We start from the raw sequence: 15,246 nt of genomic DNA, 5'->3' as shown, positions 1-15,246 counted from the left end.
GGGTGTTTGTTTTGGAGATAAAAAGGCTGTCAGAGTATGAAATAAAAGTTATTCTTAACGAAAATGATATGCGGATAATGAATATATCCTTTGAAGATTTTGAGAAAAACAACAAAAGAAGCAAAGATTTTTTATCTGAACTCATGTTTATACTCAAGGAGGCAGGACTTATAAAAATATCCGAAGGAAATATTGAAGTTGATGTTGCTTTGACAAGTGAAGAAACAATAAACATATATTTTATACTACCTAAAAACGACAATCATCACACCACTGAACTTGCCATAATCAGCTACGATCCAAACGAGCTAATATCAAAAGCCACTGAAATAAACCAAAAATACTCCGAAAAGATTATAAAAAGCAGTCTGTATCAGCTTCCTAGTGGTCATGCTCTAATCTTCACCATAGGATACGCACGCTCAACAGTTGCGAAAAAAGCTTTACTGAAAACCTGTGCTGCTGACAACGTGATTATAAACAAAATAAAGGAGTACAGCCCATTATTGAGCAGTACTCCTTTTGAAAAACTAAACTATTTCTCTTAGAAGCTTAACAGCCTCTGGCATATCGTTTGCCTTAAAAGCATATGTTCCCGTTACTAAAGTATCTGCACCCGATTCTTTAAGCAAACCAGCAGTTTCGAGATTTACGCCACCGTCAACCTGAAGTCTGATATCCCTTTCCGTCTGGTCAATTAGATATCTCACTTCGCTTATTTTTTCAAGAGTGTCAGGAATAAACTTTTGACCGCCAAAACCTGGGTTTACTGTCATAACGAGTACCATATCAACAGATTTAAGAAATGGCTGGATCGCACTTACAGGTGTTGCAGGCTTAATGGAGATTCCTGCCTTGATCCCCCTCGAATGTATTTTGTCAATAACAGCTTGCGGATCATCAGCCGCCTCATAATGAAAAGTTATAAGGTCAGCTCCAAGATCTGCGTAGTTGTCAATATATCTGATAGGATCGCAAATCATGAGATGAACGTCTATTGGAATAGTTATGCTTTTGCCCACACTTTTCAAAAGCGGTTCGCCAAAACTTATATTTCTCACAAACATTCCGTCCATGACATCATAATGAATCCAGTCAACACCAGCGTCCTCAGCACGCTTTATCTCGAACGCAAGGTTTGAAAAGTCGCAGGCAAGCAGCGACGCAGAAACGATAATATCCAATTGAAAGCCTCCGTTAATTCAATATCTTCCCACTTAATATTGTCCTATAATTTCAGTTTCTATTATACAACACCACTGGGGCATTGTCAAGCTTGTTCGTCAAGAGTTAATGTATAAGCTGGAATAAATTCATCAAGAAAAACATTTGCTTCTGGAATATTCATTGCGACAATAGATTCAAGTGTAGATTTTTCAGCTGATGCAAAATCAGTATTTCCCATTTGTCTTTCTTCAAGGCACTTTATAAGTGCAGAAAGCTTATCAGCCGCTTTAACAAGAGTCCATGCTTCTTCTTCCTGTGGAGTTTTACAGAAAAGCGGCTCAAAGTCCTCTTTCAGATCATCAGGAAGATAAGACACCAGAGTATTTTTGGCTTTCTGCTCGATCTCATCATATGCGCCCTTTATCTCATGGCTGTAATATTTTATAGGCGTAGGCAAGTCACCTGTGATTATCTCGGTGACATCATGATACATAGCAAGCAGCGCACATCTCTCAGGAGAAACATTACCGCCAAATCGCTTATTTCTGATAAGTGCAAGCACATGTGCGATAAAAGCAACTTCAAGGGAATGCTCGCTAATATTCTCATTGATCGTGTTTCTCATAAGTGCCCAACGATTTATATATTTCATACGGGATATCACTGCAAAAAATTTACTTTCTGACATATCAACTCTCCTAAACTATACACAAAAATCGGGACGATGCTTTTCATCGTCCCGAAAAATTTCTGATCTTATCTTACAATTGTAAGAAGAACACCAGCAGCAACGGCTGAACCGATAACGCCGGCAACATTAGGACCCATAGCGTGCATCAACAGATAGTTTGTAGGAACTTCCTGCTGACCGACCTTCTGAGAGATACGAGCTGCCATTGGAACGGCAGATACACCTGCTGAACCGATAAGAGGATTGATCTTGTGACCTGAAAGAACATACATAAGCTTACCAAGAAGTACGCCGCAGGCTGTACCAATTGAGAATGCCACAACGCCAAGTGCCATAACTTCTGCAAACTGAATGTTCATGATCTTATCTGCCTGTGTTGTTGCACCAACTGTTACACCAAGGAAGATAGTGATGATGTTCATAAGCTCGTTCTGAGCAGTCTTAACAAGTCTGTCGCAGACGCCACTCTCTTTAAGAAGGTTACCAAACATGAGCATACCAACCAGTGGAGCTGCTGAAGGAACCATGAGTGAGATAACGATAGTTACGAGGATAGGGAAAATAAGCTTTTCTACCTTAGAAACAGGTCTTAGCTGACCCATTACTACTGAACGCTCTTTCTTTGTTGTGAGAGCCTTCATGATAGGCGGCTGGATAATAGGAACAAGAGCCATGTATGTATAGGCTGCAAGTGCAATAGTACCAACGCCGATATTACTATTTGATGTAAGAAGTCTTGAAGATACATAGATAGATGTAGGACCGTCTGCACCGCCGATGATAGCGATAGAACCACACTCAGCAGCACTCATGCCGAAGAGAGCCGCACCGATGAATGTAAAGAAGATACCGCCCTGTGCAGCAGCACCCATAAGAAAGCTCTTAGGGCTTGCGATCAGCGGACCAAAGTCTGTCATAGCACCGATTCCAAGGAATATGAGTGGTGGATAGATCTGAAGCTTAACGCCCATGTAAAGAATATCCAGCAGGCCACCCTTTTGAAGTATCTGACCGTAATCTATATAGTGGTCATTGCCTGCAACCGTTTTATAGTTCCAGAAGTCCGGATGATACATCTCAGCGTATGGCAGGTTTGTAAGCAGCATACCGAATGAGATAGGCAAAAGCAGAAGCGGCTCAAAGCCCTTTGCAATAGCCAGATACATAAATACGAATGAAATAAGTATCATTACGATATTTTTCCAGCCGCCGTCTACGAGGAAACCCGCAAAACCCGACTGTGACGCCAAAGACGCCATGGTATCAAGAAATGAATTAATTATTGACATCTATTATCACGTTCCTTTCACGTCAACTGCACTAAAATGGTCTTGTATTGTCTATTATGCCTGCGGTAGACCATGCAGGTCTTTGAGGCTTGGCAGTTTTAACGCTCTTAAGAACGAGCTTCTTGCCCTCTGCACTGCTCATAGCCGAAATTGCAGCCATGATAACAGCAACTGTTTCTTCTTCAATGCCGTCTTCTACAACAGGGGCAGCAGCCTTTATTGGCTCTGGCTTAGCAACAGCCTTTGCAGCTTCAGCGGCTTTTTTTGCCTCTTCAGCCTTTCTTGCAGCTCTGCCGTTGATAACGTCAAATATCTTGCCGTATATCGATACAAGCAGAATAAGCAGAACAAGTCCGATAAATACCACAACTATACCCGTGATAACGACAGAGGCAACAGTTCCAGCACCCAGATCTTTTTGGTCCGGACTGATCGTACTCTTTGCCGCAACCATCTGAGCTGCAGTGTTAAGAAAATTGATCATAAAAATTCTCCTTACTGTAAGTATAATAAAACTTAATATTATTATACACCAAAGCCACACAAATAGCAAGACTTTTTCCCACATTTTTTTCACAAAATTATCTCCAAGTCAACACCTATTTTTGTTATGATTTCTGATAAAAGTGCATAAATACGCAAAAAAACTTATATATTGGGCACACTTGCAAATATCATGTTAAGATGTTATAATATCTTTACATAATAATGTTACGGAGATGATTTTTTTGTCTGACAAATTTTTGAATTGGCTTGAGGAATTTACCCCACACCTTATAGCGGCGGCTGTTATTTTTCTTTTAGGAATACTTCTTGACAAGCTTGTTTTGAAGGTCATGCACAAAGGTTTGAGCATGCGTCGAACAGACGTGACTATACATAAATTTCTCACATCTGTGGTACACACTGTGTTGCTTATTATAATAATAGTAATGGCACTTTCTGCACTTCAAGTACCTATGTCATCAATAGTCGCAACTATTGGTGCAGCAGGTCTTGCTATCGGTCTTGCTCTTCAAAACAGTCTTTCAAACGTCGCAGGCGGCTTTATCATACTTTTTTCAAAGCCTTTTAAATGCGGTGATTATGTAAAAATAGGCGACTCAGAGGGAACTGTTGACGCTATCTCTATACTTTACACCACCCTAAAGACCCTTGAGAATAAGATGATATTTATACCAAACGGAGTTGTTTCACAATCGACTATTACGAATATAACTGCTGACAACAAACGTCGCCTTGAACTGAAATTCTCTATCAGCTACAATGACGACCACAACAAGGCAATGGCTATTCTTAGAGAAATGCTCAATGATGAGCCAAGGGTAATAAACGAGCCTGACAAGCCGCTTGTGGCTGTCTGCGAGCATGGCGCAAGCGCTATAATTCTTATCATGCGTGTATGGATACCGACCGATGCTTACTGGGAGATACGATACAAATTTCTCAAAGAGGCAAAGGAACGCTTTGACGCAAACGGCATTTCCATACCATTCGACCAACTTGACGTACATATATCAAAATAACAAAAGTCCGCAGGCGAGCGTCTGCGGACTTTTTACCAAATATCTTCCCTGTTCTTATATAAAAATCTGTTCACATCAATACTGTCTGCAATTGGCAGCTTGGTTTTGTCACAGTATGTTTTTTCAAGACTTTCAAGCTTCTCTGCTATTCTAAGCTGACCGTCAAGCGCACTTTTTATACACTCCGCAAAAGGACTTCCGCATAGATCACTATAGGTCTGACAAAACTCCTTTGAATATGCCTTGACAAAAAATCTTGCTTCTTTTATTATATTTCCGTCAGTTACCATTGTTATCCTCCAGACTTGTGAGCAACCCTGAACGCTGATTTTTCAAAGCCGCTGTAAGCTTTTGCATATCTTCCTTTAGCTGCGGCTCTTTTATCTCACTCACATAATGCTCAAACCTGTCTATCATGCAGTTTTCAGACACGATAAGTCTTTTTATCGCCGCAAACTGTTCCTCAGTTATCATAAAGACCGCCTCCCGATATTATTATACCGAAGGCGGTCTATTTTATTCTTTGTGTTTTTCATCGAGCAAGGTGGTGGCGATAGCTTCACAAAACACCTTTTTCGCACCCATTTTCTTTAGCAGTCCGCTGCACACGTTAAGCGTCGAACCTGTTGTGTAAACATCATCAAATAGCAGGACATTTTTGCCTTTTATGTCAGCGTGTTTCGCTAGAGAATAATAAATATCCTCCGCATGAGTTTTTCGTTGAGCGGCAGTCAAAGTATGCTGTTCTGCAGTATCCCTTGTCCGTCCAAGCAGGCGATGATCTTCTCTTATCCCAAGCTCCATAGCCGTAAAGTGTGCAAGCTTTTGTGCCTGATCATATCCCCTTTTACGGCGTTTTGATCTGTGCATTGGCACTGATGTGATGATATCCGCCTGCTGTGCGATACCATTTTCTCTGAGCACATTACCCAGAAGCTTCGCAGAATATTCCGCAAAATTAAGCTGTCTGTCGTCTTTAAGCTGATGTATTGCTTTCACGCAGATATCCTCATATCTCATAAGAGTATAAATGCTATCAAAATGTAGTGAATCATGATCTAGGCACTTATCCTTGCCGCACTTTTCGCACAATATTTTTTTATGAAAAGGCAGCTTACATTCACAATTTTTGCACAAAAGCTCGTCCCATTTTATAAAACTTCCACATATAGGACAACGATTAGGATAAACAAAATCAAGCAGAAATTTATATATCAAGCGTCTGCTGACCACTGTCATCACCCTCTACAAGCTCCATTAGCATATTTTTAAGCGCAGTATACCTCAAAGTGCGTTTATTATTATCTATCATAAAATCAACACGCTTTTTCGAGCCAACTATTATAAGCATTCTTTTGGCTCTTGTCACAGCCGTATAAAGAAGATTTCTGTAATAAAGCTTGTCAAATCCACCGAATACAGTGAGAATGACAACATCAAACTCAGAACCTTGGCTTTTATGCACTGTTATGGCATAGGCAAGCTCCAGATTATCCAGCATTTGCTTGTCATAGACAGCTATTCTGCCTTCAAAATCTATAGTCACAGTTTTAAGTATCTTGTTCACTGCAATTATTATGCCTATATCGCCGTTAAAAATGCCTGCGCCACTTTCGGTCTTGTCCTCGGTTATATACTTTTTCCAAAGAATTTCATAATCATTCTTGGTCTGCATGACCTTGTCACCTTTTCTGAAAGTATAAACAGGGGTCTTGACCTCTGATTTTCCTGCGGCAGGAGGATTAAGCTCCTGCTGTAGACGCTTGTTTAGCTCCACAGTACCCGCAGGACCTTTACGTGTAGGCGAAAGCACCTGAATGTCGTCTATGGGCGAGTAATCGTAGGCTTTTGGCAGCCTTGTTTTGCAAAGCTCCACCACAAGATCCTGAAGTTCTCCATATTCAAGCCGTTGCATAAAAAAGAAATCCTTGTCCTTGCTGGCTAGGTCGATATGCTCGCCGTTTACTATCTTATGGGCATTCATAACAATCTCAGACTCCTGTGCCTGTCTGAAGATCTCTTTTAGTGTTACAACAGACATTACTCCGCTGTCAATAATATCCTTTAACACATTTCCTGCACCTACTGACGGAAGCTGATCGCTGTCCCCCACCAGAACGAGCTTGCAGGTAACGCTTATGGCTCTCAAAACGGCTTCAAAAAGGCAGGAATCCACCATGGACATCTCGTCGATTATCAAAGCGTCACAATCGAGAAGATTGTTTTCATCATGTATAAACGCAAGTGTGTCACCGCTTGTATGCTTCACTTCAAGAAGCCTATGGATAGTTTTTGCGTCAAATCCCGTAAGGTCAGAAAGCCTTTTGGCGGCTCTGCCTGTTGGCGCACATATCATAACGTTAAGCCCTTGCTGCTGATAAAGAGAAATTATAGCGTTGAGCGTTGTGGTCTTTCCTGTACCTGGTCCTCCCGTCAGCACAAGAAAACCCTTTGACAGTGCAAGATTTATGGCTTCACGCTGTATTTTTTCATATTGTATGCCATTATTTTCCTCTTCAAGATCGATCACTTCGGAAAAGTCTATCTTATTGTCATAAGAGATCTGCCGCATTATGGCAAGTCGCCTTGCTATGTAGTCCTCAGCTTTGTAAAAATCTGCAAGCATAACAAAACGTCTGCCATGCTTATCGTAATAGTAGAGGTTTTCCTCCTCAGTTTCATCCTCGATTACTTTTTTTATGAGCTTTTCATCAACATCAAGATAACTCACCGCTGTTTTCACAAGACTGTCTAAAGGCAGGCAGGTATGACCTTGGTCAGCGTTTTGTCTTAGAATATATGTAATGCCTGCCTTTATCCTGCACTCGCTGTCAGCAGGGATATCAGACTTTGCCGCAACTGCGTCCGCACGGGAAAATGACAGATCGACGCCCTGAATACAAAGCACATAAGGGTTTGATTTTATAATCTGCTCGGCAGTGTTGCCCCAACGCTTCCACGCCTTTATGCCATAAGAAGTTTCTATCTCGAATTTGTTAAGATATGACATAAGAGACCTTGCGGCAAAAGTGGTTTTGAACTCCTGAGATATTTTTTCCGCTTTTTTCACTGTTATTCCGTCTATCTCCGTGAGCCTGTCGGGAGTATTTTCTATTATGTCAAGGGTATCGTCCCCGAACTTGTTCACAAGCTTTTTTGCAAGTACAGGCCCTATGCCTGATATAGCACCGCTTGCAAGATAACGCTGAATCGCTGCAGAGGTAGTAGGCAAAGAACGCTCAAAGATATGCACCTTGAACTGCTCGCCGAACTTCTGATGTGAAGTGAACTCCCCTGTTACAACGAGATCTTCGCCCTCCTCAACGTCACCCATTTCGCCAACAACTGTGATAAGGTCATTGTCACAGTTAAGCATAAGCACACAGAAGCCTGTGTCCTCACTTTTAAATATTATGCTGTCAACCTCACCCTTGAGGGTCTTTAAATCTTCCATATTATTCTCCGAATGATCTATTTTTCATGGCATTTCAGCTCTCTGCGCTTGATAAAATCTGCAAGTTCAGTTATATCAACACAGTGAACGATGCTATAATCCTGTTCCAAACGCTTTGAAACATAATTTATCTCGCTTTTGTCAAGCTGAACGAGGATTATTTCTCTCCCATAATATTCAGGCTGAAAAAACTCCTCCCAATAACAGCTTTTTACCATATGTTCAAGCTCACGTGTATTCTTTTTACATGGGATAAGCAAATATCCTCCACGCTTGCCAACATTTCGCACCTTATACCATTTCACCCAAAACCAAATAACGACCGCCAGCACAAGAGCCAGAAGAAGTATAAGATTCAACACAAGATCACCTCCACATATTATTAGTACATTTTATGCGGAAAGCAGATTTTGTGTCATATGATTCATTTTACACCTTTTTGACGAAAAAAGCAAGATTTTTATGCAAAACAAAAAAGCTGCCCCGAAGGACAGCTTGAATTATTTACTTTATCTCAACTGAAGCAGCCCAATCTTTGAACTTATCTTCATACTTTGACTTATTTTTCTGCTCGCAGAGAAAATCAAAAATGTAGTAGCCACCGTTGCCCTCTGTTATAGAACTCATGCCGTAATAATGTTTATCTCCTATGCTCTGGGTATAATAAATATATTTTGAATCCTTGCCGGTTATTTTCAAGGTCGTTGAGCCGTTTTCAAGGATAAAATCAAAGATATCCGATGCAGACTCGCCCTTGCCATAGCCGTAAAGTGCAATATCAGAATATGAAAGCTTAACAGCGTTTATGCCCACCTCGTTGTTGGAGAAGTTATCAAGGGCATACAGATTTGTACTGCTAGATTTCTCAATGTCCGCAGGTGCTGTCATTGTATATCCCGTACCCTGTAATGTTTTCGTAGCTGTATTTTTGTAAAAATATCTCACACCAAAAGCAACCAAGAACGCAAGGATAAACACAAGAACTGTCATCAAAGGCTTTGGTATACCCTTTTTAGCAGATGTAACAGGCGCTATCTTATAAGGCTCATATGCACTGCCGTATGGAGTTTGAGCATTGCCATTCTGCGGAGGCGGATAACTCTGCTGAGCGTAGCCGTTCTGTGGCTGACCATAAGACTGCTGACCCTGAGCATAACTCTGCTGAGGTACTGCATTCACAGGCTGTGCTCCTGTAGTGTTGCGCTTGCCAAAGCCAACATTCTCACCAAGGTTTGATGTGTCGATAGAATCCATATAACCGCTTGTTTCAGACTTCACAGCCGACCCGCAATTAGGACAAAAAGCGTCAGTATCACTGATCTTTGCCGAACAAATAGGACATTTCATATTCTTTTCTCCCTCATATAATTTATGCTTTTATTCTAACATATACTGTTTATTATGTCAATAATTTAACAAATCGATTTTATAAATTTTGTATTAATTGATATGGATAGTGCTTGCCCACTTTTCAAATTTCGGGTCATAGAAATCCTTTTCATCAGCCTTACAGCCAAAAACAAACCAATAATATTTATAACCTGACTTTTTGCATATAGCATAGTTATAAACTTCGTCGCCCGTTTTTGCACGATAGGTCATTTTAAGCTTGTTACCATCAGCATACACTTCTTTATAGCTGCTTCCAAACTGACTTTTCAAATTGCCCTTCATGTAGGTGACAAACAGTTTCTCAGTAAGAATATCCGTTGTTTCGCCAGCAAGTGAAGAGTAATCAAGGATCATATACTGAAAATCGCTATTAACATCGGCGTACTTTCCGTTGGCTTTTACAGTTCCATCACTGCTCTGTGCCGCATAATCTATTGTGGTTGCCTTTTCAAGTGACCTTGGCAGTTCAACGCTAAAGTTCTCCTCTCTAATGGTATGAGTTGAAACATTGTGATAGTACCAATATCCAAAACCGATAGCTGCGCCCACAAACAATGCCAGCAAAAGGATAAGCACCTTTTTGCCTATAGACGTATTCTTTCTCACTGCCCTCACATTGCTGTTAAGACCATTGTCAAAGCCATTGTTAAAGCTATTATTGAAACTATTGCCATACCTCGGCTGTGCCGAATTTACCCCTGTCATTTCAATAACTCTTGTGCCACAATTCTGACAGCAAATGCTGTTAGGCAGAATATCGCACCCGCATACTGTACATCTCATAAAGATACCCCCTATAAAAATTTATTACTTTTATATTAACATATTTCTTCTTTTTTGTCAACAAAAAAAAGCGGACAGCACATAGCCGCCCGCTCTTAAAAACTTATTACTTAGCGTTCTTCTTAGCTTCGATATCAGCAAGAGCGTCTTTTCTTGAAAGATTGATCCTGCCCTGATCGTCTATTTCCATTACCTTAACAACGATCTCGTCGCCGACTGAAACAACGTCCTCCACCTTTTCTACTCTTGATTTGTCAAGCTTAGAAATGTGTACCAAACCGTCCTTACCAGGAGCTATCTCAACGAAAGCACCAAAGTTCATGATCTTTACTACCTTACCTCTGTAGATAGCACCTATCTCAGGGTCATTAGCGATAGTATTGATGATATTGATTGCCTGTTCAGCCTTTTCCTTGTCGATACCTGAAACGAATACGCTACCGTCCTCAGATATGTCTATCTTAACGTCACACTCAGCAGAGATCTTCTGAATTACCTTTCCGCCTGAACCGATAACTTCTCTGATCTTGTCAACCGGTACCTTTGTTGCCAGCATCTTAGGTGCCCACTTGCTTACCTCAGCACGAGGAGCAGGGATAGCCTTGAGCATTATCTCATCAAGAATATACATTCTTGCTTTTCTTGTCTTTTCAAAAGCACTTGCGATTATCTCAGGTGTCAGACCGTCAACCTTGATATCCACCTGAATAGCTGTGATACCGTTCTTTGTACCGCCTACCTTAAAGTCCATATCGCCGTAGAAGTCCTCAAGACCCTGAATGTCTACCATAGTCATCCAGCTGCCGTCCTCCTTAGTGATAAGACCGCATGAAATACCTGCAACAGGCTCTTTGATAGGAACGCCTGCGTCCATAAGTGCAAGTGTAGAACCACAGATAGAACCCTGTGATGTAGATCCGTTTGAAGAAAGCACCTCAGATACGCATCTGATAGCATATGGGAACTCTTCAACAGAAGGGATAACCGGAACGAGTGCTCTCTCAGCAAGTGCGCCGTGACCTATCTCTCTTCTTCCCGGGCCTCTTGAAGGTCTTGTTTCACCAACAGAATATGAAGGGAAATTGTACTGGTGCATATATCTCTTGGAAGTTTCCTCGTCGATACCGTCAAGTTTCTGAGCGTCTGAAACAGGGCCAAGTGTTGCGATAGTCATTACCTGTGTCTGACCTCTTGTGAAGATACCTGAACCGTGTACTCTTGGGAGAACACCAACTTCTGCGGCAAGTGGTCTTATCTCGTCGATACCTCTGCCGTCAACACGCTTGCCCTCATAGAGCCAGTTTCTTACTATCTTCTTCTGGAGCTTATACATAACTTCGTCAAGAACAGCAGTGTTATCCTCACACTGCTCATCGAACTTCTCATGAACAGCGTCGATTATTGGCTGAAGTCTTGCGTCTCTTACATTCTTATCATCTGTATCAAGAGCGACCTTTACCTGCTCGCCTACCATTGCTTCAACAGCGTCGAACAGATCGTGGTCAACTTCCATTGACTCAAACTCAAACTTAGGTTTACCAATCTGAGCCTTGATATCGTTGATGAAAGCTACCATTTTCTTTATCTCTTCATGACCTGTCATGATAGCCTTGAGCATAAGATCGTCAGGTATCTGGTCAGCACCTGCTTCGATCATAACGATCTTTTCAGCAGAGCCTGCAACTGTAAGGTTAAGTCTGTTCTTTGCTCTCTGCTCAAGAGTTGGGTTAAGAACGAGTTCGCCGTCAACGTAACCTACGTTGATAGATGCAACAGGTCCGTTCCAAGGGATATCAGAGATGGAAAGTGCAATAGATGTAGCTATCATACCTGTGATCTCAGGTGAGTTGTCAGGGTCAACAGAAAGAACTGTCATAACAACTGAAACGTCATTTCTCATATCCTTTGGGAAAAGAGGTCTGATAGGTCTGTCTACACATCTTGAAGCAAGGATAGCCTTGTCAGAAGCCTTGCCTTCTCTCTTTGTGAAAGAACCTGGTATTCTGCCTACTGCATACATTTTCTCCTCAAAGTCAACTGAAAGTGGGAAAAAGTCAACACCCTCTCTTGGCTTTGCGGAAGCTGTAACGTTAGCCATTACAACCGTTTCACCGTATCTTACCCAGCAAGAGCCGTTAGCAAGTCCGCAGGTCTTACCTGTTTCAACTACTACAGGTCTGCCTGCATATGTCGTTTCAAAAGTTTTGAAATTCTCAAACATTGTCTTTCCTCCATTTTAGAAATTTAGAATTCTCTGTATGGTGAAAGCATTAGCAATAAACAGGACATACGAGCTTCATACATTCTGTTTAATGCTAAGTTACCTTTCACCTACAGTTCAAATAAACACCAAAAGGCAGTGGCAATAAATGCCTCTGCCTTGATGTCAGTTACATGATTACTTACGGATACCCAGCTTTTCGATAGTAGCTCTATATCTTTCGATATCCTTCTTCTTGAGGTAGTTGAGAAGATTTCTTCTCTTACCGATCATCTTGAACAGACCACTTCTTGAGTGGTTGTCCTTCTTGTGTGTCTTAAGATGTTCTGTAAGGTCGCTGATTCTCTTTGTAAGGATAGCGATCTGTACCTCAGGTGAACCTGTGTCTGTTTCGTGAGTTCTGTTAGCTTCGATAACAGCTGTCTTTTCGTCTTTTCTAAGCATTTTTTTGTACCTCTTTCGTTAAAATATTTCCGATGTAAAAGAATATGGCAGGTAACTTTCCCACTTACGGGCGTGACCCATATTCTGTTGCATGGATATGTTGCAGTAAGCAACTCATATATTATACATTATTTCAGACAAATTGTAAATAGTCTTAACAGAAATTTTACAACTATTCTATGCCATGATGAGCCTTGCCTGCTGTGAGTGTGTTTCTCATAAGCATTGCAATGGTCATAGGGCCAACTCCGCCTGGAACAGGTGTGATAAATGAAGCCTTATCCTTGCAGTCCTCAAAATCAACGTCACCGCAAAGCTTGCCGTTTTCATCACGATCCATACCAACGTCGATAACTACTGCGCCCTCCTTGATATAATCAGCGGTTATCATCTTTGGTCTGCCAACAGCCGCAACCAGTATATCTGCTCTCTGGCAAACTTCTTTAAGATCTTTTGTCTTTGAATGGCAGATAGTAACAGTGCCGTTATTGTGCAGCAACAGCATAGCCTGAGGCTTACCAACGATATTGCTTCTGCCGATCACTACACACTCCTTGCCTGCAATGTCAGTACCTGTTGACTTGATAAGCTCCATAACGCCGGCAGGTGTGCATGGCAGAAAACTGTAATCGCCTATCATTATTTTGCCCACATTTACAGGGTGGAAAGCGTCAACGTCTTTGTCAGGTCTGATGTTATTTATTATCACTTTATCGTCAAGGTGCTTTGGCAGTGGGAGCTGAACGAGTATTCCGTCCACTCTGTCGTCATCATTGAGCTTTTTGACAAGGTTGAGAAGCTCTTCTTCCGTTGTTTCCGCAGGGAGAGCATACTTGAATGAATTAAAGCCCACAGTTTCGCAAGCCTTTTCCTTGTTTCTTACATAGACCTGTGAGGCAGGATCATCACCGACGATGACTACAGCAAGACCTATCTCTATGCCCTGCTCTTTAAGCTTCTCTGTTTCAAGTCTTATTTCTTCCTTGACCTTGGCTGATACTGCCTTGCCGTCAATTATCTGTCCCATTTATTCTTCCTCCGTATCCTTTTCATCTGTATCTTTTACTTCGCTGTCCTCGTCGTTATCGTCACCAAGGATAGACTTATACTCTGTCTCGGCTTTGGTGTGTGACTCCTTGTCCTTTTCCTCGGCTTCTTTAAGCTTGTCTTTTTGAGCCTGCTTGCCGAATTTTTCGTCATATTCTTTTTGAAGCTCAATAAAGCTCTCACCCTTATCCTTGGCTTCCTTTATCTTATGTTTAAGCTCTTTCTTTTCCTGCTGCATATCATTATAGCTGTTATACTGCTCAAGCTGTGCCTTTGAAAGCTCTGTATCAACGAACAGCTTGTAATCGCTGTTTCTCTTTGTGATACCTCTGAACACGATTATAAGTACAAGTGAAGCAAGAACACAAGTGCCTGCAACAAGCTGTGATACTCTTATGTTTCCAAGATAGAGCGAATCTGTTCTCAGACCCTCGATGAAAAATCTTCCCAGACCGTACCAGCCTGTGTACATAAGGAATACTTCGCCGTCAAACTTGCGGTGTTTAAGATAGAAATGCAGGATTATAAATCCAATAAGACACCAAATAGATTCGTAAAGAAAGCATGGGTGGATAGGGTCAAGAGCCGACACTTTGCCGCCAAGCTCGTCATAATGGTTTGAGATATATTCCATTGTGGTGTTGCTTATCATGCCCCAAGGAAGCTTTGTATTTGCACCGAAGGCCTCCTGATTGAAGAAGTTGCCCCAACGTCCGATACACTGACCGATAAGAAAACATGGTGCGACCACATCAAGAAGCGCAGTAAGCTTCAGCTTTCTTACTTTTGCTATAATTCCGCCCACGATTATCGCACCGATAAGTCCGCCGTAGATAGCAAGACCTCCGTCACGAATATCGAAAAACTCTGAGAATTTCATACCCTCTGTATTAAAGATGATATAATAAAATCTTGCGCCAAAGATAGCTCCAATAAGTCCGCCGATAACGGAATCTGTCGCTCTATCAGGGTCGATGCCTACGGTCTTCATTCTTCTGAAGCCGTATATCATCGCAAGAAGAATACCGATGGTTATCAAAAAACCATACCAATATATCTTGAAATTCGTACCCGGCACTGTAAAAAGCACTCTGTCGATATCAATACCCTCTTTGAAGATATTGTCACCCTTTCCGAAATTAGGGAAATAAACTCTGTTCGGAAACTCTCTGAGTTTTTCCCTTATTGCGTCATTTGCCGAAGAGTCGGCAAGAAACTGCAATGCTGTCATA

The 15,246-nt window shown here is 41.5% G+C and carries 17 protein-coding genes and 1 pseudogene; 2 read left to right on the top strand and 16 right to left on the bottom strand.

Going from position 1 to position 15,246, the window contains the following annotated elements; all coding sequences use genetic code 11:
• Nucleotides 1–11 precede the first annotated feature (11 nt).
• Nucleotides 12–548, top strand: coding sequence for an adaptor protein MecA (locus tag AB5123_RS07440; RefSeq protein ID WP_038671724.1), 537 nt, complete (start codon nt 12–14; stop codon nt 546–548).
• Here AB5123_RS07440 and rpe read toward each other — a convergent pair.
• The 4 genes from rpe to AB5123_RS07420 form a co-directional block, all read right to left on the bottom strand.
• Entirely contained in the window at nt 531–1,184 is a 654-nt protein-coding gene (gene rpe / locus AB5123_RS07435) for a ribulose-phosphate 3-epimerase (RefSeq protein WP_038671723.1), read from the bottom strand. The genes AB5123_RS07440 and rpe overlap by 18 nt on opposite strands.
• An 86-nt stretch (nt 1,185–1,270) precedes the next feature.
• Nucleotides 1,271–1,855, bottom strand: a complete 585-nt coding sequence (gene yfbR / locus AB5123_RS07430) for a 5'-deoxynucleotidase (RefSeq protein ID WP_038671721.1) — start codon at nt 1,853–1,855, stop codon at nt 1,271–1,273.
• Between the two features lie 68 nt (nt 1,856–1,923).
• Complete coding sequence (locus AB5123_RS07425) at nt 1,924–3,147, bottom strand: sodium ion-translocating decarboxylase subunit beta (RefSeq protein ID WP_046439744.1); 1,224 nt, start codon at nt 3,145–3,147, stop codon at nt 1,924–1,926.
• A gap of 31 nt (nt 3,148–3,178) precedes the next feature.
• Nucleotides 3,179–3,631: an OadG family transporter subunit gene (locus AB5123_RS07420; RefSeq protein WP_051706523.1), complete on the bottom strand. Its 453-nt coding sequence runs from the start codon at nt 3,629–3,631 to the stop codon at nt 3,179–3,181.
• Nucleotides 3,632–3,866: 235 nt separating this feature from the next.
• On the opposite strand from AB5123_RS07420, the gene AB5123_RS07415 reads away from it, so the two are divergent.
• On the top strand, nt 3,867–4,673 hold the full coding sequence (locus AB5123_RS07415; RefSeq protein ID WP_195246533.1) for a mechanosensitive ion channel family protein: 807 nt from the start codon (nt 3,867–3,869) through the stop codon (nt 4,671–4,673).
• A gap of 32 nt (nt 4,674–4,705) precedes the next feature.
• Here AB5123_RS07415 and AB5123_RS07410 read toward each other — a convergent pair whose 3' ends face one another.
• The 12 genes and pseudogenes from AB5123_RS07410 to lgt form a co-directional block, all read right to left on the bottom strand.
• Nucleotides 4,706–4,963, bottom strand: a complete 258-nt coding sequence (locus AB5123_RS07410; RefSeq protein WP_347503408.1) for a hypothetical protein — start codon at nt 4,961–4,963, stop codon at nt 4,706–4,708.
• Nucleotides 4,953–5,147: a hypothetical protein gene (locus tag AB5123_RS07405; RefSeq protein ID WP_022286749.1), complete on the bottom strand. Its 195-nt coding sequence runs from the start codon at nt 5,145–5,147 to the stop codon at nt 4,953–4,955. The genes AB5123_RS07410 and AB5123_RS07405 overlap by 11 nt, the downstream gene beginning before the upstream one ends.
• A 42-nt stretch (nt 5,148–5,189) precedes the next feature.
• Nucleotides 5,190–5,672 (bottom strand): phosphoribosyltransferase family protein, encoded by a 483-nt coding sequence (locus AB5123_RS07400; RefSeq protein ID WP_302838991.1) that lies wholly within the window; start codon nt 5,670–5,672, stop codon nt 5,190–5,192.
• Nucleotides 5,673–5,753: 81 nt separating this feature from the next.
• Nucleotides 5,754–5,912: pseudogene (locus AB5123_RS07395) on the bottom strand (double zinc ribbon domain-containing protein); the annotation flags it as partial.
• On the bottom strand, nt 5,881–8,127 hold the full coding sequence (locus tag AB5123_RS07390) for an ATP-dependent RecD-like DNA helicase (RefSeq protein ID WP_117938599.1): 2,247 nt from the start codon (nt 8,125–8,127) through the stop codon (nt 5,881–5,883). The pseudogene AB5123_RS07395 and the gene AB5123_RS07390, both read right to left, overlap by 32 nt.
• Before the next feature lie 17 nt (nt 8,128–8,144).
• Nucleotides 8,145–8,489 (bottom strand): hypothetical protein, encoded by a 345-nt coding sequence (locus tag AB5123_RS07385; protein ID WP_038671715.1) that lies wholly within the window; start codon nt 8,487–8,489, stop codon nt 8,145–8,147.
• A 142-nt stretch (nt 8,490–8,631) separates the two neighbouring features.
• Nucleotides 8,632–9,474 carry a zinc ribbon domain-containing protein gene (locus AB5123_RS07380; RefSeq protein WP_347503877.1) on the bottom strand — a complete coding sequence of 281 codons (843 nt, stop codon included), beginning with the start codon at nt 9,472–9,474 and terminating at the stop codon, nt 8,632–8,634.
• A gap of 93 nt (nt 9,475–9,567) precedes the next feature.
• Complete coding sequence (locus AB5123_RS07375) at nt 9,568–10,302, bottom strand: hypothetical protein (RefSeq protein WP_038671712.1); 735 nt, start codon at nt 10,300–10,302, stop codon at nt 9,568–9,570.
• Between the two features lie 106 nt (nt 10,303–10,408).
• Nucleotides 10,409–12,523 (bottom strand): polyribonucleotide nucleotidyltransferase, encoded by a 2,115-nt coding sequence (locus tag AB5123_RS07370; protein WP_022286743.1) that lies wholly within the window; start codon nt 12,521–12,523, stop codon nt 10,409–10,411.
• 177 nt (nt 12,524–12,700) lie between these two features.
• Complete coding sequence (gene rpsO, locus AB5123_RS07365; protein ID WP_022286742.1) at nt 12,701–12,967, bottom strand: 30S ribosomal protein S15; 267 nt, start codon at nt 12,965–12,967, stop codon at nt 12,701–12,703.
• 172 nt (nt 12,968–13,139) lie between these two features.
• Complete coding sequence (folD, locus tag AB5123_RS07360; RefSeq protein ID WP_347503876.1) at nt 13,140–13,994, bottom strand: bifunctional methylenetetrahydrofolate dehydrogenase/methenyltetrahydrofolate cyclohydrolase FolD; 855 nt, start codon at nt 13,992–13,994, stop codon at nt 13,140–13,142.
• Nucleotides 13,995–15,245, bottom strand: a complete 1,251-nt coding sequence (gene lgt / locus AB5123_RS07355; RefSeq protein ID WP_195388494.1) for a prolipoprotein diacylglyceryl transferase — start codon at nt 15,243–15,245, stop codon at nt 13,995–13,997.
• Between the last annotated feature and the right edge of the window lies 1 nt (nt 15,246).

The sequence above is a fragment of the Ruminococcus sp. RTP21204st1_B2_RTP21204_210225 genome, from assembly GCF_040914135.1.
Lineage (GTDB): Bacteria > Bacillota > Clostridia > Oscillospirales > Ruminococcaceae > Hominimerdicola > Hominimerdicola aceti.
Note: the sequence above shows the minus strand (reverse complement) of the source record. Positions and strands in the feature narration are given on the sequence as shown.

Bases quoted from the DNA above. Each gene is read 5' to 3' on its own strand.
- yfbR (WP_038671721.1), bottom strand. From the start codon at position 1,855: ATGTCAGAAAGTAAATTTTTTGCAGTGATATCCCGTATGAAATATATA.
- AB5123_RS07425 (WP_046439744.1), bottom strand. From the start codon at position 3,147: ATGTCAATAATTAATTCATTTCTTGATACCATGGCGTCTTTGGCGTCA.
- AB5123_RS07420 (WP_051706523.1), bottom strand. From the start codon at position 3,631: ATGATCAATTTTCTTAACACTGCAGCTCAGATGGTTGCGGCAAAGAGT.
- AB5123_RS07415 (WP_195246533.1), top strand. From the start codon at position 3,867: ATGATTTTTTTGTCTGACAAATTTTTGAATTGGCTTGAGGAATTTACC.
- AB5123_RS07410 (WP_347503408.1), bottom strand. From the start codon at position 4,963: ATGGTAACTGACGGAAATATAATAAAAGAAGCAAGATTTTTTGTCAAG.
- AB5123_RS07405 (WP_022286749.1), bottom strand. From the start codon at position 5,147: ATGATAACTGAGGAACAGTTTGCGGCGATAAAAAGACTTATCGTGTCT.
- AB5123_RS07390 (WP_117938599.1), bottom strand. From the start codon at position 8,127: ATGGAAGATTTAAAGACCCTCAAGGGTGAGGTTGACAGCATAATATTT.
- AB5123_RS07380 (WP_347503877.1), bottom strand. From the start codon at position 9,474: ATGAAATGTCCTATTTGTTCGGCAAAGATCAGTGATACTGACGCTTTT.
- AB5123_RS07375 (WP_038671712.1), bottom strand. From the start codon at position 10,302: ATGAGATGTACAGTATGCGGGTGCGATATTCTGCCTAACAGCATTTGC.
- AB5123_RS07370 (WP_022286743.1), bottom strand. From the start codon at position 12,523: ATGTTTGAGAATTTCAAAACTTTTGAAACGACATATGCAGGCAGACCT.
- rpsO (WP_022286742.1), bottom strand. From the start codon at position 12,967: ATGCTTAGAAAAGACGAAAAGACAGCTGTTATCGAAGCTAACAGAACT.
- folD (WP_347503876.1), bottom strand. From the start codon at position 13,994: ATGGGACAGATAATTGACGGCAAGGCAGTATCAGCCAAGGTCAAGGAA.
- lgt (WP_195388494.1), bottom strand. From the start codon at position 15,245: ATGACAGCATTGCAGTTTCTTGCCGACTCTTCGGCAAATGACGCAATA.